Annotated in this window: 16 protein-coding genes and 1 tRNA gene; 11 read left to right on the top strand and 6 right to left on the bottom strand. The window is 69.4% G+C overall.

Annotation, left to right across the window (positions count from 1 at the left end):
- Nucleotides 1-426, bottom strand: coding sequence for a VOC family protein (locus BMZ92_RS04925; RefSeq protein WP_091504511.1), 426 nt, complete (start codon nucleotides 424-426; stop codon nucleotides 1-3).
- A gap of 130 nt (nucleotides 427-556) precedes the next feature.
- On the opposite strand from BMZ92_RS04925, the gene hrpA reads away from it, so the two are divergent.
- A complete protein-coding gene (gene hrpA, locus BMZ92_RS04920; protein ID WP_091504510.1) occupies nucleotides 557-4420 on the top strand; it encodes an ATP-dependent RNA helicase HrpA in 3864 nt (1287 codons plus the stop codon).
- 235 nt (nucleotides 4421-4655) lie between these two features.
- Nucleotides 4656-5591, top strand: coding sequence for a hypothetical protein (locus tag BMZ92_RS36755; protein ID WP_143249795.1), 936 nt, complete (start codon nucleotides 4656-4658; stop codon nucleotides 5589-5591).
- A gap of 17 nt (nucleotides 5592-5608) precedes the next feature.
- On the opposite strand, the gene BMZ92_RS04915 is transcribed toward BMZ92_RS36755, so the two are convergent.
- Nucleotides 5609-7243 carry a bifunctional 3'-5' exonuclease/DNA polymerase gene (locus BMZ92_RS04915; protein WP_091504826.1) on the bottom strand — a complete coding sequence of 545 codons (1635 nt, stop codon included), beginning with the start codon at nucleotides 7241-7243 and terminating at the stop codon, nucleotides 5609-5611.
- Nucleotides 7244-7352: 109 nt separating this feature from the next.
- On the opposite strand from BMZ92_RS04915, the gene BMZ92_RS04910 reads away from it, so the two are divergent.
- From BMZ92_RS04910 to BMZ92_RS04900, 3 genes are all read left to right on the top strand, one after another.
- Complete coding sequence (locus BMZ92_RS04910) at nucleotides 7353-8048, top strand: glycoside hydrolase family 25 protein (protein ID WP_091504509.1); 696 nt, start codon at nucleotides 7353-7355, stop codon at nucleotides 8046-8048.
- Nucleotides 8045-8374, top strand: a complete 330-nt coding sequence (locus BMZ92_RS04905; protein WP_091504508.1) for a hypothetical protein — start codon at nucleotides 8045-8047, stop codon at nucleotides 8372-8374. Before BMZ92_RS04910 ends, BMZ92_RS04905 begins: the two co-directional genes overlap by 4 nt.
- A 74-nt stretch (nucleotides 8375-8448) precedes the next feature.
- Nucleotides 8449-10053: an acyl-CoA synthetase gene (locus BMZ92_RS04900; protein WP_091504507.1), complete on the top strand. Its 1605-nt coding sequence runs from the start codon at nucleotides 8449-8451 to the stop codon at nucleotides 10051-10053.
- Nucleotides 10054-10135: 82 nt separating this feature from the next.
- Here BMZ92_RS04900 and BMZ92_RS04895 read toward each other — a convergent pair whose 3' ends face one another.
- A complete protein-coding gene (locus tag BMZ92_RS04895) occupies nucleotides 10136-10933 on the bottom strand; it encodes a hypothetical protein (protein WP_091504506.1) in 798 nt (265 codons plus the stop codon).
- 136 nt (nucleotides 10934-11069) lie between these two features.
- On the bottom strand, nucleotides 11070-11957 hold the full coding sequence (locus BMZ92_RS04890; protein ID WP_091504505.1) for a hypothetical protein: 888 nt from the start codon (nucleotides 11955-11957) through the stop codon (nucleotides 11070-11072).
- A gap of 150 nt (nucleotides 11958-12107) precedes the next feature.
- Here BMZ92_RS04890 and BMZ92_RS04885 point away from each other — a divergent pair, with 150 nt between their 5' ends.
- Together BMZ92_RS04885 and BMZ92_RS04880 are read left to right on the top strand one after the other, a co-directional pair.
- Nucleotides 12108-13277, top strand: coding sequence for a S8 family peptidase (locus tag BMZ92_RS04885; protein WP_091504504.1), 1170 nt, complete (start codon nucleotides 12108-12110; stop codon nucleotides 13275-13277).
- Between the two features lie 10 nt (nucleotides 13278-13287).
- The gene (locus BMZ92_RS04880) at nucleotides 13288-13950 is read left to right on the top strand and encodes a histidine phosphatase family protein (RefSeq protein ID WP_091504503.1); all 663 of its coding nucleotides are present in this window, start codon (nucleotides 13288-13290) and stop codon (nucleotides 13948-13950) included.
- Nucleotides 13951-14028: 78 nt separating this feature from the next.
- Here the strand turns inward: BMZ92_RS04880 and BMZ92_RS04875 are convergent, their stop codons facing one another.
- Nucleotides 14029-14649 (bottom strand): TetR/AcrR family transcriptional regulator, encoded by a 621-nt coding sequence (locus BMZ92_RS04875; RefSeq protein WP_091504502.1) that lies wholly within the window; start codon nucleotides 14647-14649, stop codon nucleotides 14029-14031.
- A gap of 190 nt (nucleotides 14650-14839) precedes the next feature.
- The gene (locus BMZ92_RS04870) at nucleotides 14840-15880 is read right to left on the bottom strand and encodes a LacI family DNA-binding transcriptional regulator (RefSeq protein ID WP_091504501.1); all 1041 of its coding nucleotides are present in this window, start codon (nucleotides 15878-15880) and stop codon (nucleotides 14840-14842) included.
- Between the two features lie 162 nt (nucleotides 15881-16042).
- Here BMZ92_RS04870 and BMZ92_RS04865 point away from each other — a divergent pair, with 162 nt between their 5' ends.
- From BMZ92_RS04865 to BMZ92_RS04850, 4 genes are all read left to right on the top strand, one after another.
- Complete coding sequence (locus tag BMZ92_RS04865; protein WP_091504500.1) at nucleotides 16043-16447, top strand: nitroreductase family deazaflavin-dependent oxidoreductase; 405 nt, start codon at nucleotides 16043-16045, stop codon at nucleotides 16445-16447.
- A 66-nt stretch (nucleotides 16448-16513) separates the two neighbouring features.
- Entirely contained in the window at nucleotides 16514-17911 is a 1398-nt protein-coding gene (lpdA, locus tag BMZ92_RS04860; protein WP_091504499.1) for a dihydrolipoyl dehydrogenase, read from the top strand.
- Between the two features lie 4 nt (nucleotides 17912-17915).
- The gene (locus tag BMZ92_RS04855) at nucleotides 17916-18647 is read left to right on the top strand and encodes an SDR family oxidoreductase (RefSeq protein ID WP_091504498.1); all 732 of its coding nucleotides are present in this window, start codon (nucleotides 17916-17918) and stop codon (nucleotides 18645-18647) included.
- Between the two features lie 87 nt (nucleotides 18648-18734).
- Nucleotides 18735-18808: transfer RNA gene (locus tag BMZ92_RS04850), tRNA-Arg, on the top strand.
- Nucleotides 18809-18828 lie beyond the last annotated feature (20 nt).

Genomic DNA, 18828 nt, shown 5'->3' with positions numbered 1-18828 from the left:
CTACTCGACGCCGTTCCCCGGGGCTTTGCCGAACCGGGCGCGGGCTTCGTCGTTGACCGGCGTGAAGAAGTTGACCAGGTTGCCGTCGGGGTCGCGGAACAGCAGCGAACGGTTCCCCCACGGCATCGTGGTCGGTTTCTGCACGATCTCGGGCGCGGCGGCCAGGCCGGTCAGCCGGTCGTGCTCCCGGTCGACGTCGTCGACGAGGAACTCCAGGATCACGGTCCGGTTCGAGCGGGCCACGGCGGCGCCGGGACTGAACAACGCCATGGTTTCGGCGCTGCCGATCGCGAGGGTGCACGACGGCGTCACGAGTTCGGCGAACTGCTCGGCGAGCCAGCGCGCTTCGACACCGGTGGCCTGCTCCCAGAACGCGACGAGGCGGCGGATGTCTTCGGTGATGACGCGGACGGAGGCGAACTGCACGGTGGTTCCTTCCTGGACTGGAGTGGGACACCGGCCAAGCTAGAGGCGACTCCGGACAGAACCCGTCCGGATTGGGCGCGGATTTAACCGGCGGACGCGACCCGGGGCCGCCGGTTAAACTGGAATCCGTATGTCTACGCCATCCCCCCTTGCTGAGCTGCGGGCCAGGCTGCCCGAGTTGATGCTGCGCGACGAGCACCGGTTGCGGCGGCGGCTCGACGGTGCCCGCAAGGCGCGGGACCCGGAGCGCGTGGCGCGGCAGCTCGCCGCCGACGTCGACGCCGCGGAGCGGCGCGTGCGGCGGCGCGCGGAGAGCCGGCCGAAGATCACCTACCCCGCCGAGCTGCCGGTCAGCCGGCGCAAGGACGACATCGCGGCCGCGATCAGGGACAACCAGGTCGTGATCGTCGCGGGCGAGACCGGGTCGGGCAAGACCACCCAGCTGCCCAAGATCTGCCTGGAACTGGGGCTCGGCGTGCGCGGCCAGATCGGGCACACCCAGCCGCGGCGGCTCGCGGCCCGCACCGTCGCGGAGCGCATCGCGAGCGAGCTGGGTACGGAGCTCGGCGGCACGGTCGGGTACCAGGTGCGGTTCACCGACACCAGCGGTGACGACACGATGGTCAAGCTGATGACCGACGGCATCCTGCTGGCGGAGATCCAGCACGACCGGATGCTGCGCCGCTACGACACGATCATCATCGACGAGGCGCACGAACGCAGCCTCAACATCGACTTCCTCCTCGGCTACCTCAAGCAGCTGCTGCCGCGCCGCCCCGACCTCAAGGTGATCATCACCTCGGCGACGATCGACCCGGAGCGTTTCGCGGAGCACTTCAGTGGTGCGCCGATCGTCGAGGTTTCCGGCCGCACTTACCCGGTCGAGGTCCGCTACCGGCCCATTGTGGACCCCGACCAGCCGGACGCCGAGGAGCGCGACCAGGTCCAGGCGATCTCCGACGCGGTCGACGAGCTGTGTGCCGAAGGGCCCGGCGACATCCTCGTGTTCCTGTCCGGGGAGCGGGAAATCCGCGACACCGCGGACGCGTTGTCCAAACAGGACCGGCCGAACACGGAGATCCTGCCGCTGTACGCGCGGTTGTCGGCGGCGGACCAGCATCGCGTGTTCCAGCGGCACACCGGGCGGCGCATCGTGCTCGCGACGAACGTCGCCGAGACGTCGCTGACCGTGCCGGGCATCAAGTACGTGATCGACCCGGGCACGGCGCGCATTTCCCGCTACAGCCACCGCACGAAGGTGCAGCGGCTGCCGATCGAGCCGATCTCGCAGGCTTCGGCGAACCAGCGGAAGGGCCGCTGCGGGCGTACGTCGGACGGTATCTGCATCCGCCTGTACACCGAGGCGGACTTCGAGTCGCGCCCGGAGTTCACCGATCCGGAGATCCTGCGGACCAACCTCGCGTCGGTCATCCTGCAGATGACCGCCCTCGGGCTCGGCGACATCGCCGCGTTCCCCTTCGTCGAGGCGCCGGACCGCAGGCAGATCACCGACGGCAAGCAGCTGCTGCAGGAGCTGGGCGCGTTCGACGGGGACAAGCTCACCGAGGTCGGCCGTCAGCTCGCGCAGCTGCCGGTGGACCCGCGGCTGGGCCGGATGGTGCTGGAGGCCGCGAAGAACGGGTGCGTGCGCGAGGTGATGATCATCGCCGCCGCACTGTCCATCCAGGACCCGCGCGAGCGGCCCGCCGACAGGCAGGAGGCCGCGCAGCAGCAGCACGCCCGGTTCGCCGACAAGACGTCGGACTTCCTGGCGTACCTGAACCTGTGGGAGTACCTGCGGGAGCAGCAGAAAGCGTTGTCCGGCAACCAGTTCCGCAGGTTGTGCCGCAACGAGTTCCTCAACTACCTGCGCGTGCGTGAGTGGCAGGACATCTACAGCCAGCTCCGCCAGCTCGCGAAACCGCTCGGCATCACGCTCAACAGCGAGCCCGCCGACCCGCAGAACGTGCACATCTCGCTGCTCGCCGGGCTGCTGTCGCACGTCGGGCTGAAGGACCCGGAGAAGGGTGACTACCTGGGCGCCCGGGGTGCGCGGTTCGCGGTGTTCCCGGGCTCGGCGTTGTTCAAGAAGCAGCCGCGCTGGCTGGTCTCGGCCGAACTGGTCGAGACCTCCCGGCTGTGGGCACGGGTGAACGCGCGGATCGAACCGGAGTGGGTCGAGCCGCTCGCCGGGCACCTGGTGAAGCGCACGTATTCCGAGCCGCACTGGGAACGCAAGCGCGCCGCGGTGGTGGCGAGCGAGCGCGTGACGTTGTACGGCGTGCCGCTCGTGGTGGGGCGCAAGGTGAACTACGGGCGCATCGACCCGGAGCTGTCGCGGGAGCTGTTCATCCGGCACGCGCTGGTCGAGGGCGACTGGGACACGCGGCACGAGTTCTTCGCGGCCAACCGTGCGCTGCTCGACGAGGTCGAGGACCTGGAGAACCGGGCCCGCCGCCGCGACCTGCTGGTGGACGACCAGACGCTGTTCGAGTTCTACGACCAGCGCGTCGGCGAAGAAGTGGTGTCGGGGCGGCATTTCGACACCTGGTGGAAGAAGACGCGGCGCACCCAGCCCGACCTGCTCAACTTCGAGAAGGCGATGCTGGTCACCGAGGCCGCGGACGCGGTGCGCGAGTCCGACTACCCGGACACGTGGACGCAGGGCTCACAGCGGCTCGCGTTGACGTACCAGTTCGAGCCGGGCGCCGACGCCGACGGCGTGACCGTCCACATCCCACTCCCGGTGCTGAACCAGATCACGCCCGACGGCTTCGACTGGCAGGTGCCGGGGTTGCGCGAGGAGCTGGTGACGGCGTTGATCAAGTCGTTGCCCAAGCAGCTGAGGCGCAACTTCGTCCCGGCGCCGGACACGGCGAAGTACGTGCTGTCCAGGGTTTCCCCGGCGGACGGGCCGCTGCTCGACGTGCTGGCGGGGGAGCTGGAGGACCTGCGTGGCGTGCCGGTGCCGCCGGACGCGTGGCAGCTCGCGGCCGTGCCGGAGCACCTGCGGATGACGTTCCGCGTCGTCGACGAGCGGGGCCGCAGGCTCGCCGAGGGCAAGGACCTGCTCGCGCTGAAGCGGTCGTTGAGCGGCAAGGTGCGCGAGACGATTTCCCGGGCCGCCAACAGCATCGAGCGTGAGGGGTTGACGAAGCCCGCGTTCGGGGAGCTGCCCAAGGTGTTCGCGAGCACGCGCCGCGGGCATGAGGTGAAAGCGTTTCCCGCGCTCGTCGACGAGGGTTCGTCGGTGGCGGTGCGGATGCTCGACACACCGGTCGAGCAGCGGCAGCAGATGTGGCTGGGCACGCGGAAGCTGTTGCGGCTGAACCTGCCGTCGCCGATGAAGTTCATCAACCGCAATCTGTCGAACAACGCGAAACTGGTGCTGGGCCGCAATCCGCACGGCAGCGTCGCGGGGTTGCTGGAGGACTGCGTGGACTGCGCGGTCGACAAGCTGATGGCCGACAACGGTGGCCCGTCGTGGGACGAGGCGGGGTTCGCGGTGCTGCTGGAGAAGGTGCGGGGCAGCGTGAACCCGGCCGTCCTGGTTGTACTGTCCGAAGTGGAGCAGATTCTCAGGGCCGCGAACGACGTGGAAACGCGACTGGCGGACGCCCGTGGCCCCGCGGAGTCGCTCGCGGACATCCGCGCCCAGCTCGACGCGCTGGTGTTCCCGGGTTTCGTGACGGCGACGGGGTACGACCGGCTGCCGAACCTGGTGCGTTACCTGCGGGCGATCGAGCGCCGCATCGACAAGCTGGCGAACGCGGCGGCGAAGGACGTCGAGCTGCTGCGTGATGTGCGGTGGCTGCGGGAGGAGTACGAGCGGGCGGTGGCGGCGCTGCCGCCGGGCGTCCAGCCGGGGCCGGAGCTGGTCGAGGTGCGCTGGATGCTGGAGGAGCTGCGGGTGAGCTACTTCGCGCAGACGCTCGGCACGGCGCACCCGGTGTCCGCGAAGCGGATCCTGAAGGCCCTCGACGCCGCGGCTTGATGCCAGGCGTCGGGGCGCTGAGCAAATTCCACTGTGGCCGCATTGTGGCGATCGTTGGGACAGCCTGCGCCGCGGGGGCGACTGCAAGACTAGACGGATTGCGAACCAGCCGCAAAGCGGCTCTTTTCTTGTCTAACCAACAGTATGTTGAAGCTTTACGTTGACCCCCGACGGGTCTATGGAACGATCGCCGGTAGTCTTGTCCTCGGTCAGATTCTTTTTCTGGAGGTCGATCGTGTCATATAACGCGCTGGTGCTTCAGGTTCTTGTTTCCAGTCCAAGTGATTTACCAGCGGGCCATCGTGAGGTAGTTTTACGTGCAGTGCGCATGTGGAATAATCTCCAAGGGCGAATCTTCGGTATCCACTTCAGTACAACCGATTGGCGTGAAGGTGGGACACCGGCGTTCGGCGAGTACGCGCAGTCGGTTCTCAACGAGCAAATAGTCGATGAGTCTGATCTGGGTGTCGTTGTTTTCACTGATCGCTTGGGTACTCCGACTCCGGATCATCCTTCCGGAACTGCCGAAGAGGTCGCTCGACTTCGGGCGCAGGGCAAAGATGTAGCTGTTCTGCTGAATAGGTGCGAGCGCACCCCCTTGATTGGTAGTGATGCCCTTGAGCAGCGGCAGGCCTTGGAAAAATATATTGCAGAACTTGGAAGGGAGGCTTTCATTGCAGATTATGACAGCGTCGAAAAGTTGAGTGAAGTCGTCTCCGGTCTTCTCGCGCGTATGGCGACCAAGTATCGCCGTGAAGCCGATGCTGCTTTGAAGCGAGAAGCGCCGAGCTTGCAGCAGGACCTTGCGGCTGTTGAGCCTGATCCTGCCGAAGGAGTGTGGCCAAGGATCGAGGTTACGGAATCGGCTGAGACCGACAGTAGAGGCCGATTGAGGACCAAGCGTCGATGGAGCTTGGTCTTGGAAAGTAACCTGAACAAGCCTGTTACTGATGTCAGTTACCGTTATGAGGACGGTGACGGTAACCCCCAGGACAACTTCGACTTATTGGCTGATGAGGCGGAAGTTGTAAAGGTGTTACCCCCTCGTGGATCAGTAAGTTACGAGTTGTTGCAGGCTATGGGTTCCCCTGGTTCCGCGATGTGTGTGGTCGAATGGACGGACCCACAGGGAAAGCGACGAGAGACACGTGCATCCGTTAGGACTCACTAACCCCTACGACCAGCCCCTCACTTCGCGTCGGCGTAGACGTCCACTACCGCGGTGTGCATGGGGAAGTGCACGGGGCACCGCGGGCCGAACATGAGCGCCGACGCCTCGCGCATCGCGGCTTCGATCATCGCCGGGATCTCGCCCGCCACGTCGTCCGGGGCGTGCACGATCACCTCGTCGTGCTGGAAGAACACCAGGTGCGCGGGCGAGGGCAGCCGCTGCCGCAGCGTTGCCAGCATCACCGCCGTGAAGTCCGCCGCGCTGGCCTGCACCACGAAGTTCCGCGTGAACCGGCCCCAGTTCCGGGACGCCTGCCGCGCCCTGCCGTCGTCCTCCGCCGCGCCCGTCAGCGCCCGCCACGCCTCCGACGGCGCCGGTGACGTCCGGCCCAGCCGCGACCGCACGCGCTCCCCGCGCTCACCCGCCTGCGCGGCAACCTCCACATAGGACACCGCGTCCGGGAAACGCTGACGCAGCAACGCGAGCAGCGACGCGGCCTCACCGGCCGTGCCGCCGTACATCGCGGACAGCATCGCGATCTTCGCCCGGCCACGCGACTTCTCGTCCAGCACCGGGAACATCGCCTCCGCCAGGCGGGCATACAGATCCGTCGAAGCCGAGACCTCCGCCAACCGCCGGTCACCCGACAACGCGGCGAGGATCCGCGGCTCCAGCTGCGCCGCATCGGCCACCACGAGCTTCCAGCCCGGATCCGCCCGCACGCACACCCGCAGCGTCTTCGGGATCTGCAGCGCCCCACCGCCCTGGCTCGCCCAGCGCCCCGACACCACCCCGCCGACGACCCACGACGGCCGGAACCGCCCGTCGTGCACCCACTCCTCCAGCCACGCCCAGCCGTTCGCCGAGTACATCCGCGACAGCTCGCGGTACTCCAGCAGCGGCGGCACCGCGGGGTGGTCGATCTTGCGGATCACGTGGGCCCGCGCCGACGGGATCGAGATGCCCTCGCGGCCGAACGCCCGCACGATCGTCGCCGGGCTGTCCGGGTTGACCGGTTTGCCGCCGAACGCCTCGCTGACCCTGGCCGCCAGCTCGACCAGCTTCTTCGGCCGCTGCCCGGCGGGCACGCGCGGGCCCAGCAGCTCCGTCAGCAACGCGTCGTGCACGTCCGCCCGCCACGGCAGCCCGTCGGCGGACATCTCCGCCGCGGCCAGCGCGCTCGCCGACTCCGCCGCGACCAGCAACCGCATCCGCTCCGGCTGCTCGCACCGCCGGATCCGCCGCTCCTGCTCGGCCAGCACCGCCTTCGCCGCGTCCACCACCGAAACCCCGTCCGGCAGCCCGGAACCACGCGTCTCGAACAGGGCGGGCTGCACGTCGGCGTGCGCCGGCTCGTCCGGCGGCGGTTCGAGCCCGTTCGCCCTGGCAAACGCCGCCGCCAGCCCCCGTGGCCCGCCCGTGCCCTCGTGCGCCAGCAGCAGCCCCTCGGCGAGGGACAGGTCGTGGCACCGGCTCACGCGCAACCCGCCCCTCACGAACGCCGGGTAGCCCCGCTCCACCGACGGGAACACCCACCGCGGCCGGTGCTCACGCTCGAACTCGGCGAGCCCGGCCAGGTCGAGCGCACGCCGGCCGGACGGGGTCAGCACGTCGAAACGACCGCCCTCCTCCTGTCCGACGAAGATGTGCACCTTCCGATTCTGCGCCACACCACCGACAGTTTTCGTATCCGCGGGTTCAACCGGCGGGCCACCGGATACGTGTGCACGGTGACCCACCGACGCACCACGAGGAGGACCCTTGGATCCAGCAGGCACGACGTTCGGCAGCGACACCAGCCACCACCAGGGCGATGTCGACTTCGCCGCCCTGTACCGCGAGGGGCTCCGGTTCGCGATCCACAAGGCGGGCCAGGGCAACTGGGCCGACGACAAGTTCGCGGCCAACAGCGGCCGCTCGGCCGCGGCGGGCATGATCACCGCCGCGTACTGGTTCCTCGACAGCCGGTACTCCGTCGAGGAGCACCTCGACGCGGTCGACCGCACGGTGCCGGAGAGCATGGCGTTGATCCCGGACGTGGAGCGCATCGAGGGCACCGACGGCCAGGTCGTCTCCGCGCCCACGCTCGCGATGACCCGCCAGTTCGTCGACGGCGCGCGGGCCCGCGGCCACCGGGTGCCGCTGGTGTACCTGCCCCGCTGGTACTGGCAGAGCTGGGGTTCGCCGTCGCTGGCCGGGCTGCCGCCGCTGTGGTCCAGCCGCTACCCGGACCTGGACCCCGGCGGCTACCTCGACGAGTACCGGGACGTGCCCGCCTCGTACTGGGACGGCTACGGCGGGCTGCCGGTGCTCCTGCTGCAGTTCACCAGCTCCGCGAGCGCCCCGTCGCTGAGCCCTTACGACGCCAACGCCTTCCGCGGCACGCCGGAGCAGCTCGCCTCGCTCTTCGGTGCCGCGGACAGGGCACCGCTCGTCGTCTTGGAGGACGCCCGATGAGATACCCCGCAGGCAACGACATCGAGGTCGTGATCGAGATGGCGGGCAGGCCGCACTTCATGTACTGGTTCGTGCCCGGTGGGCGCGAGCACCCGGAGAACGCGCTGGTCGTCAAGGAGTGCGCCTACATCAGGCGCACCCCCGACGGCATCCCCGCGTCCGACTGGGAGAAGGGCCGCAGCTACGGCCCCGTCGGCACCGAGGGATATCCGCTGCTCACGACGATCGACCCCGACCGGCCGGGGCCGATCGAGACCGCCGAGGACGTGGTCGTGGCCCGTTTCACCGTGGACGCCCGGGTGCCGTTCCACGCCTTCGCGGCCTGAGCACCGGTTCCGTCTCCGGCCTACTCTCCGGTAACGTCCGTACCGTCGGTACGGTCGGCCCCAACGGAGGTGCCATGCTCGGCGGTAAGGTGACGGAGACGGTCCGCAGCATCGAGGTCATGTGGAAGGCGGGCCTCATCCCGTTCCCGAGGATCGACGAAGGGCTGCAAGCCCTCGTCGCGATGCGCAGGATCGGCCCGTTCGCCGCCGCGGCCCAGATCGCGGCCCGGCGCAGCCCGCACGCGGTCGGTCTCGTGGACGAGCGGGGCCCGCTCACCTTCCGGCAGCTCGAACTCCAGTCCAACGCGCTCGCCCGCGCGTGGGCCGGGCGCGGGATCAGGCCCGGGACCGTGATGGCCGCGCTCTGCCGCGACCACCGCGGCCTGGTGCTGACGATGGCCGCGGCGGGCAAGCTCGGCGCGCGGCTGCTGTTGATGAACACCGGCTTCGGGCGCAGGCAGCTCGCCGACGTGGTGCGGCGCGAGCAGGCGCGTGCCCTCGTGTACGACCAGGAGTTCACCGACCTGCTCTCCGACATCCCCGCGGACGTCGACAGGTACCTGGCCTGGGTGGACTCCGACGACGCGCTCGACGGCATCCCGGTCCTCGACGAGCTGATCACCAGCACCGACGACCGGCCGGTGCCCGCGCCGGCGCGCCGCGGCGGGTTCGTGCTGCTGACGAGCGGGACGACCGGCACACCGAAGGGGGCGCCGCGCGATCACACGTCGCTGTTCTCCACCGCGCAGTTCCTGGACCGGATTCCCCTGCGGGCGGGGGAAAGCACGTACCTCGGCGCGCCGATCTTCCACGGCACCGGGCTTTCGCAGTTCATCCTGTCGTACGCGCTGGGGTGCAAGGTCGTGATGCGCCGCCGGTTCGACCCGGAGGCGGCGCTGAAGGGCGTCGAGGAGCACGGGTGCACGGCACTGGTGCTGGTGCCGACGATGCTGCAGCGCATCGTCGACCTCGGCCCGGAGGTGCTGAGCCGGTACGACACGTCGTCGCTGCGGATCATCTTCGTCGCGGGCTCGGCGTTGTCGCCGGACCTGGGCAACCGGGCGACGAAGGCGTTCGGCGACGTGATCCACAACCTGTACGGCTCGACGGAGGTCGCGGTCGCGACGGTCGCGACGCCGGAGGACTGGCGCCGGGCGCCGGGCACGGTGGGGCGGTCGCCGGTGGGTTGCCGCGTCGCGCTGTACGACTCGGCGGGGCAGCGGATCACCGAACCCGGCGTGACGGGGCGGGTGTTCGTTGGCAGCGGGCTGAGCTTCCACGGCTACACCGACGGCAGGCAGAAGGAGATGATCGACGGGCTGCTGTCCACCGGTGACGTCGGGCATTTCGACGAGAACGGCTTGCTGTTCATCGACGGCCGTGACGACGAGATGATCGTGTCCGGCGGGGAGAACGTGTTCCCGGTCGAGGTGGAGAACCTGCTGGTGGAGCGGCCGGACGTGCTGGAGGCCGCGGTGATCGGCGTGCCGGACGAGCAGTTCGGGCAGCGGCTGAAGGCGTTCGTCGTGCGTGCCGAGGGCAGCGACCTGGACGCGGAAACCGTGCGCGAGTACGTGAAGTCGAACCTGGCCCGCTACAAGGTGCCGAGGGACGTGGAGTTCGTGGAGCAGTTGCCCCGCAACGCGACGGGCAAGGTGCTGCGCACGGAACTGGCCTAGCCCTGGCGCTGGTCGCCGCACGCCACGAACCTGGTGGCGGCGTCGTCGGGATGGGCCGGCGCCGCCACCGGTCGCCGGGTGGTCAGCTGGTGCAGGCGGCTCCGCCGAGGACCAGCACCGAGTGGCCGCGGTCCTCGCGTCCGTTCGCCCCGACCACGTAGCTGTCCACGTCGACCCGCCAGCCCGCGGCCACGGTGCCATCGGCGCCGACGAGTTCACCAGGACCCGCCGTGCGCACGGAGATGTCGGCGAACTGCGGCAGGTCCTGGTCGGCCACCGTGACCTGCGGCAGTCGCAGCGGCACGTCGCGGACGGTGTACGGCTCGTCCAAGGGCAGCGGAACTCGCGCCAGTGCGCCGTCGGGCTGCCGGACCCACAGCCCGCTCCCTCCCGTGCCGCGCAGCCCGGGGCACTGCGCGATGCTCGTCGCGTCGTCCAGGTACAGCCACACGTGCTGGGCCCCGCCCTGCGCCTCCAGCATGTAGTCCGCCCGCACGTGGGCGTCCACGCTCCCGCTGCCGCTCAGCGTCGCCGTGGACTGGTAGGACGTTGGTGCGGTGGCCCCCGCCGGCGGCACCGAGTCGTCGAACCAGCCCACTTTCCGGTTCACGTCGAGGAACCAGGACGTGCCGGTCGACAGCGGCCCGACGGGCAGTGACTGCTCGTCGAACGTGCCGCCGGTGGTCCCCGGCGCCCCAGGGGACCGGAACACGATGGATGCGGTGTCGTTGCCGGTGCCCTCCAGCGCGGGCACGTCGTAGGCGGCGGTGACGGCGTACGCCACCGGTGCGTCGGCCTGCGCCGGTGCGGCGGACGCCACCACCGGCAGGCAGACCACGGTCAGTGCGGCGCAGGCGGCCGCGATGCTTCCCGATCTCACCCCAGGCTCCTTCGTTCTCGAAGATGTCCCCCGGCAAACGCGGCCTGCCCCGTCCTGGTTGTCGATCCGGGCGAAACGGGCCTCGCGGTGCAGGATCCCGTGTGCTGACGGGCGAAACCGCAATACGTAGGACGTCCTACGTCCAGCCGATGCCGAACACACCCGGACCGAAGTCGAGCGCGACGGCGTGCACCCCGCCCGTCGTGTCGAGGTGGAGGTCCCGCCGCTCCTCGCCCTTCTCCGGATCGGTCCGCGTGTACTGCCAGCAGCGCTCGGGAGCCGTGTCGAAGCTGATCTCCAGCAGGTACTCGCGCACGGGGCGGCGGAACTCGCGGTAGTAGGTGTTCGAGCACGGGGGATAGGGCGGCCCGCCGTTGGTCAGCGTGTACTCGATCAGCTGCGTCTCGCCCCGTTCGAGCGTGCGGTCGAACAGCAGCTCGGCGGCGGTCAGCCCGTGCTCGGTGTCCACCTCGACGCGGCCCGCGCGGCAGTTGCGCAGCGCGTGCAGCCGGGGTGGCCCCGCGTCGGTGCCGCCGTGGTCGTACACCAGCAGCCAGCGGTCCTGACCGTCGGCCGTCGCCTGGAACACCGCGCGCGCCGTCGTGGCGCGCTGGCCGCCGTCCGCCGCGATCTCGCACCGGTCGTGCAGGCTCGCGAGCTTCAGCTTGTGCTGCTGCTCCAACGCGTGCGGCGCGCCGACCCGTTCCAGCAGCGTCCGCAGCGCATCGACGGGGAAGTTCACGGGCTCGCCGCGCGGCCGGTTCGTGCCACGCGGACGCGGCGGGGGCAGCAGGCTCAGCAACTCACCGGGACGCAGCCCGAGCACGTCTTCGAGCACCCGCACCGCCGACAGCGAACTCTGCCGCTCCGGCTGCCGTTTGCCCGACTGCCAGTAGCTCAGCGCCGTGATGCTCACCGGGATACCGTTGGCGCGCAGCCGCGCCTGCAGCCGGTCGAGACTCAGCCCGCTACGGGCGATCGAAGTGCGCAGCGCCTTGGAGAACGCGGTGTCGGTATCGGTCACCTGATCACGCCTCGCCCTGTTGCCTGCGTCTCCCACCTTAGCAGCGCTCACCCAAACGGGTTAGTAGTGGTAACTGTGAATTGTTGCCGTGAGTGGCGACCACCGGTTTGCATGACCTTCTAATCACTAAATCGGGTGGGAGGAAGTTTCATGGTGAACGCTCGGAAGTTACTCGCGGCCGGGGTGGCACTCGCGGCCGTCGCCGGCGGCACCGCGAGCGCGCAGGCCCAGGAGGGGCAGATCCGCGACGCCGGCACCCCGGGTGCGGTGGCGGACAGCTACCTCGTCGTGCTCAAGAACGCCGACGCCGTCAGCAAGCTTTCGCAGACCCTCACCGGTCGTTACGACACCTCGCTCGCCCGCACGTTCACCGCGGCGCTGCACGGCTTCTCCATCCACGCCACCGAGCGCCAGGCGAAGCGGCTCGCCGCCGACAGCAACGTCGCGTACGTCGTGCAGAACCACGTCTTCCGCGTGTCCGACACGCAGCAGAACCCGCCTTCGTGGGGCCTCGACCGCATCGACCAGCGTGACCTCCCCCTCGACTCCTCGTACACGTACAGCACCACCGCGACCAACGTGACCGCGTACGTCATCGACACCGGTGTCCGCGCGACGCACGAGACCTTCGGCGGACGCGTTTCCGGCGGCTACGACTTCATCGACAACGACGCCGACCCCACCGACGAGAACGGCCACGGCACGCACGTCGCGGGCACCATCGGCGGCAGCGAGTACGGCGTCGCGAAGGGCGTGAAGATCGTTCCGGTCCGGGTGCTCGACGCCGACGGCAGCGGCACCACCGAGCAGGTCGTCGCCGGGATCGACTGGGTCGCCGAGCACGCCTCCGGCCCGTCCGTGGCGAACATGAGCCTGGGCGGCACCTCCGACGACGCGCTCGACCAGGCCGTCGAGGGCGCGATCGCCAAGGGCGTCACGTTCGCCGTGGCCGCGGGCAACGACAGCGCGAACGCCAGCGGCTACTCGCCCGCGCACGTGGCGAGCGCGATCACCGTGGCGGCCAGCGACCGGACCGACAAGCAGGCGAGTTTTTCCAACTACGGCAGCATCGTCGACCTCTACGCCCCCGGCGTGAGCATCAAGTCCTCGTGGGGCACGGGTGACACGGCCACCAACACGATCAGCGGCACGTCGATGGCGACCCCGCACGTCACCGGCGCTGCCGCGCTCTACCTCGCCGGCCACCCGGCCGCGACGCCCGCGCAGGTGTCCGACGCGCTGACCGCCGCCGCGAGCACCGGCAAGATCAGCAACGCGACCGCGGGCACGCCGAACAGGCTCCTCAACACGGCCGGATAACCTGCGGTCGATGGGAGCGATCTACCTGATCCGGCACGGCCAGGCCTCCTTCGGTGAAGCGGACTACGACCGGCTGTCCGACCTCGGTGCCGAGCAGGGCGCGGTGGTCGGCGCGGAGTTGCTGCGCCGCGACATCCGCTTCACCGAAGCGAGGTCCGGGTCGCTGGCCCGCCAGCGCGCCACCGCCGAGACGGTCCTCGACTGGCTCGGCGAACGCGCGCCCGCCAAGGAGGACCCGAGGTGGAACGAGTACGACCACGTGGACATCGTGGCGCACCACGGCGGTGGCGTGCCGCAGAGCGCGACGGATTCGCGGGGCTACCAGGAAGTGCTGGACGGTGCGCTCGCCGAATGGATCGGCGCCGGTGAGGACACGCCGTGCGCCGAATCGTGGCCGGCGTTCCGCGCGCGGGTGCGGGGAGCGCTCGAAGACCTGGTCGCGGCGCTGGGCAAGGGTGAGAACGCGCTCGTCTTCACGTCCGGCGGGGTGATCGGAACGGTGGCGGGGACGCTGCTCGGCGAGCCCGAAACGGGGCTGCTGAAGCTGAACAGGGTCACGGTGAACTGCGGGATCACGAAGGTGCTCGCCGGGCGGAGCGGGCTCACGTTGTTGTCGTTCAACGAGCATTCGCACTTCGACGGGCGGGGCGCGCGGCTGCTGACCTACCGGTGAAGCCGCCGCGGATGAGCAATCCGGATCTTCCGGAACCGGAAAGGCGGGGTCACGGCCTTTGTCCGGTCCGGGAGGGTTTCACTCGGTCTTGAGCAGCGGGGGGAACACGCGCTCCAGCATCGTGATGAGTGTGTGGTAAAGCAGGGTGTGCACCTGGCCGCGGTCGAGTTCCTTGCGCAGCAGCCATTCGCGACCCGCCGCTTTCACCATCCCGGCGAACGACCGCATCAGCGCGTTGAGCTGCGGCCGCGCCTCCGCGTCCGCGGGCACGCCGAACGCGTCCAGCACGCGGTCGGCCGACCGGCGCTCCGCGTCGACGAGGATCTCCTCCACCTCGGCGTCCTGCCCGATGCCCTCCGACGTCGCGACCAGCCACATCTTCCCCTGGCTGAGCACCATGTCCAGGAACTTCTCGACCGTCACGTTGGCCCGCTCGGACAGCGGCCCGTCGAGTGGGGCGTGCCCGTCGAGCGCCGGCATCGTCACGGCCCGGCGGATCACCGCGAGGTACAGCTCCCGCTTGGTCCCGAAGTAGTGGTTGATCAGGCCCCTGGCCACGCCCGCCTCCGCCGCGATGTCCGAAGTGGACACCAGGGCGTACGGCCGCTCCCCGAACAGCCGCGCGGCACATGTGAAGATCTGTTCTCTGCGTTCGTCTGGCTCGAGTCTTCGCCATCGGGGTTCGGAAGTGGTTGTCATGGGGGTCATCGTGGCACGGCCGATCAAATGATGGACTGTTTTGATTGCAACTTGCAGGCAGCATCAGTCGATCGGAGCACGGCCGGATACGGGAAGTGGGCCGCTCGGCCGAACGAGGGGCGTTCGCGGCGCCGCCGGGAATGAGCCGGCGGCGCCGTGCTACCCAGAGTAGATCACTCCACAGTGGACCCTAGCGGCGGCGACGGGTGCGCGCCGTGCTGTCGCGGAGCAACACCTCACCGGCCATTCGGCGGGTCCGGCTGCGCCCGGTGGGCGTGCCGCTCAAGGCGAGTTCCATCGCCTGCTCGCCGAGGTCCTCCAACGGCAGCGCGACGGTGGTCAGCGCCGGGTTCAGGTCGCGGGCCACCGGGATGTTCCCGAAACCCGCGAGCGACACGTCTCCCGGCACGTCACGCCCGGCGGCCCGGAACGCCGCCAGCGCGCCGATCGCCATCTGGTCGCTCACCGCGAAGACGCACGTGGCGCGGTGCCTGCCCGACAGGAACTCCTCCGCGGCCGCCTGTCCGCCGTCGCGGTCGAAGGAGGCCTCGAACACGTCTCGTTCGGACAGTTCGATCCCCGCTTCGGCGAGGCCCTCGCGGAAGCCGGTGAACCGGTCCACCACCGTCGTCATCGTCCGCGGGCCGCTGAGCACGGCGAAACGCCGGTGCCCCAGCCCGAGCAGGGCCCCGGCAAGCGCTTTCGCGCCCGACCGGTTCTCCGGCTGCACGCTGTCGACCTTGAGGTTGCGGTGCCTGCCGATCACCGCGACCTGCCCGCCGCCGCGCCGGTACGGCTCCAGTTCGGCGGCCAGCGCGCGTTCCCACGCCCTGTCCTCGAAACCGGAACCGGCGAGCACGATCGCCGACGCGCGCTGCCTGCGCAGCGTCGACACGTACGCGATCTCCTTCTCCGGGTCGCGGAAGGTGCTCGCGAGCATCACCAGCAACCCGTTGCGGTCCGCCGCCCGCAGCACACCCCGTGCCACCGCGGCGAAGTACGGGTCGCTCACGTCATGGCACACCACGCCGACCGTGGGGTGCGACGCCCCGGCGAGCGCCTGCGCGTGCACGTTGGGGGTGTAGGCCAGGTCGGTCGCCGCGGCGAGGACCCTGTCCCTGAGGTCCTCGCGGACGTTGGTCGTGCCGTTGAGGACGCGGGAGGCTGTGGCCAACGACACGTTGGCCACCTCCGCGACGTCCTCGAGCGTCACGTGACTCCTGGCGATCATCCGTCCTCCCCTGGCGGCAAACGCTCTCAACGGCCCGAATTCTAAGAAGGGTTCCCGGATTTTGCCTGGTCAGATGCACTCGATCGGGTCGGATTACCCGAGGGGCCACGGTTGTTGTTCCGTTGCGGAGTGGTCTGAACCGACGACGAAAGGAAGCCTCTGATGCTCTTCGGCGATGAGCACGTGCGCCGCTACGAGGAGACCGACGGTGAGGAGGGTCACGACTGGCAGCCGGGAGTGCCGGCCCTGATCCTCACGACCAAGGGCCGCAAGACCGGTGAGGACCGCAAGTTCGCGCTCATCTACCAGGAGGTCGACGGCGACTACGTCATCGTGGCCTCCAAGGGCGGCGACCCGAAGCACCCGGGCTGGTACCTCAACCTGCAGGCGAACCCCGAGGTGAAGGTGCAGGTCAAGGCCGACAGGTTCACCGCACGCGCGCGCACCGCGAACGACGCGGAGCGCGAGAAGCTGTGGCCGGTGATGACGAAGGTGTGGCCCGCGTACGACGAGTACCAGGAGAAGACCGACCGGAAGATCCCCGTCGTGATCCTCGAACGGGTCTGATTTCGCGGGCCCGGTGCCCGTACCACCGCGCGAACATCGGCCGCACCCCGGGCATAGGCTGGGTGCATGTCTGAACACTTCGACGTGGTGGTGCTGGGCGCCGGGCCTGGCGGGTATGTCGCGGCGATCCGGGCGGCACAGCTCGGACTGCGGACGGCGGTGGTGGAGGAGAAGTACTGGGGCGGCGTCTGCCTGAACGTGGGCTGCATCCCGTCGAAGGCGCTCCTGCGGAACGCGGAGCTGGCACACCTGGTGACCAAGGAGGCGAAGACCTTCGGGATCTCCTCCGACGGCGACATCCGCTTCGACTACGGCGCGGCGTTCGACCGCAGCCGGTCGGTGGCGGACGGGCGCGTCAAGGGCGTCCACTTCCTGATGAAGAAGAACAAGATCACCGAGTACGACGGGCGCGGGAAGTTCACCGACGCGAACACGCTCGAAGTGACCACCGCGAACGGCACCGAGACGGTGACCTTCGACAACTGCATCATCGCGGCCGGCGCGACGACGCGGCTGCTGCCCGGCACCCGGCTGAGCGAGCGCGTGGTGACGTACGAGGAGCAGATCCTCTCGCGTGAGCTGCCCGGCAGCATCATCATCGCGGGTGCGGGCGCCATCGGCGTCGAGTTCGCCTACGTGCTGCACAACTACGGCGTCGACGTGACGATCGTCGAGTTCCTGGACCGGATGGTGCCGCTGGAGGACGCCGAGGTGTCCAAGGAGCTGGCGAAGCGGTACAAGAAGCTGGGCATCAAGGTCCTGACCTCGACGAAGGTCGAGTCGATCGACGACAGCGGCGCCAAGGTCAAGGTGACGGTTTCGTCGAACGGCGCGGAGCAGACGCTCGAAGCCGACAAGGTGCTGCAGGCCATCGGTTTCCAGCCGCGGGTCGAGGGCTACGGCCTGGAGAACACGGGTGTGGAGCTGACCGAGCGGCGCGCCATCGCGGTCGACGGGCACTGCCGCACGAACGTCCCGCACATCTACGCGATCGGGGACGTCACGGCGAAGCTGATGCTGGCGCACGCGGCCGAGTCGATGGGCATCGTGGCGGCGGAGACGATCGCCGGTGCCGAGACGATGGAACTCGACTACGTGATGATCCCGCGGGCGACGTACTGCCAGCCGCAGGTCGCTTCGTTCGGCTACACCGAGGAGCAGGCCCGCGAGAAGGGCTTCGACGTCCAGGTCGCGAAGTTCCCGTTCACCGCGAACGGCAAGGCACACGGCCTGGCGGACTCCGGCGGGTTCGTGAAGATCCTGTCGGACGCGAAGTACGGCGAGCTGCTGGGCGCGCACCTGATCGGGCCGGACGTCACGGAGCTGCTGCCGGAGCTGACGCTGGCGCAGCAGTGGGACCTGACGGTGCACGAGGTGGCGCGGAACGTGCACGCCCACCCGACGCTGGGTGAGGCGGTCAAGGAGGCCGTCCACGGCCTCGCCGGCCACATGATCAACTTCTGACGCCATGGCTGTCGCGGTGGTGACGGGCGCCGGGTCCGGCCTCGGCCGGGTGATCGCGCGCGCCCTGCTCGACGCGGGGTACGACGTGGCGCTGGCCGGGCGGCGCCCGGAGGCGCTGGCGGAGACGGCCGAGGGCCGTTCCGCGCTGGTCGTGCCCACCGACGTGGCGGACGAGCAGCAGGTCGAGGCCCTCTTCGACGCGGTGCGCCGCGAATGGGGGCGCCTCGACCTGCTGGTCAACAACGCCGGCACGTTCGGCCCATCGGGTGATGTGGGTGAGCTGGACGTGGCGGCCTGGCGGCAGACCGTCGACGTGAACCTGACGGGCGCGTTCCTGTGCGCCCGTCAGGCGGTGCGGGTGATGAAGGAGCAGCGGCCGCAGGGCGGGCGCATCATCAACAACGGCTCGATCTCGGCGCACGCACCCCGCCCCGGCAGTGCCGCGTACACGGCGACGAAGCACGCGATCACGGGCCTGACGAAGACGATTTCCCTGGACGGGCGCCCCTTCGGCATCGCGTGTGGTCAAATCGACATCGGCAACGCGGCGACGGACATGACGGCCGGGATCGCCACGGGAGCCCGCCAGGCGGACGGTTCGGTGCGCCCGGAACCGACCTTCGACCCGGTGCACGTCGCGGAGGCCGTGCTGTACATGGCGGGCCTCCCGCTGGAGGCGAACGTCCAGTTCATGACTCTCACCGCGACCAAGATGCCCTACATCGGCAGGGGCTGAAACGATCAGCCGGTGTCCAGCGATACGAGGGGTGACGTTGACTAAACTGCAGGGGTGGTCGTGGCCTGCAGCGGCCGTCGGCGCCAGGCCCTCGTAGCTCAGCTGGATAGAGCAAGAGCCTTCTAATCTCTAGGTCGCAGGTTCGAGTCCTGCCGGGGGCACAGCGGGTGAGCTGGGGGAA

Origin of the sequence: Amycolatopsis sacchari, from assembly GCF_900114035.1 — a bacterium.
In the GTDB taxonomy this organism is placed as follows: Bacteria; Actinomycetota; Actinomycetes; order Mycobacteriales; family Pseudonocardiaceae; genus Amycolatopsis_E; species Amycolatopsis_E sacchari.
This window is presented reverse-complemented; position numbering and strand designations above follow the sequence as displayed.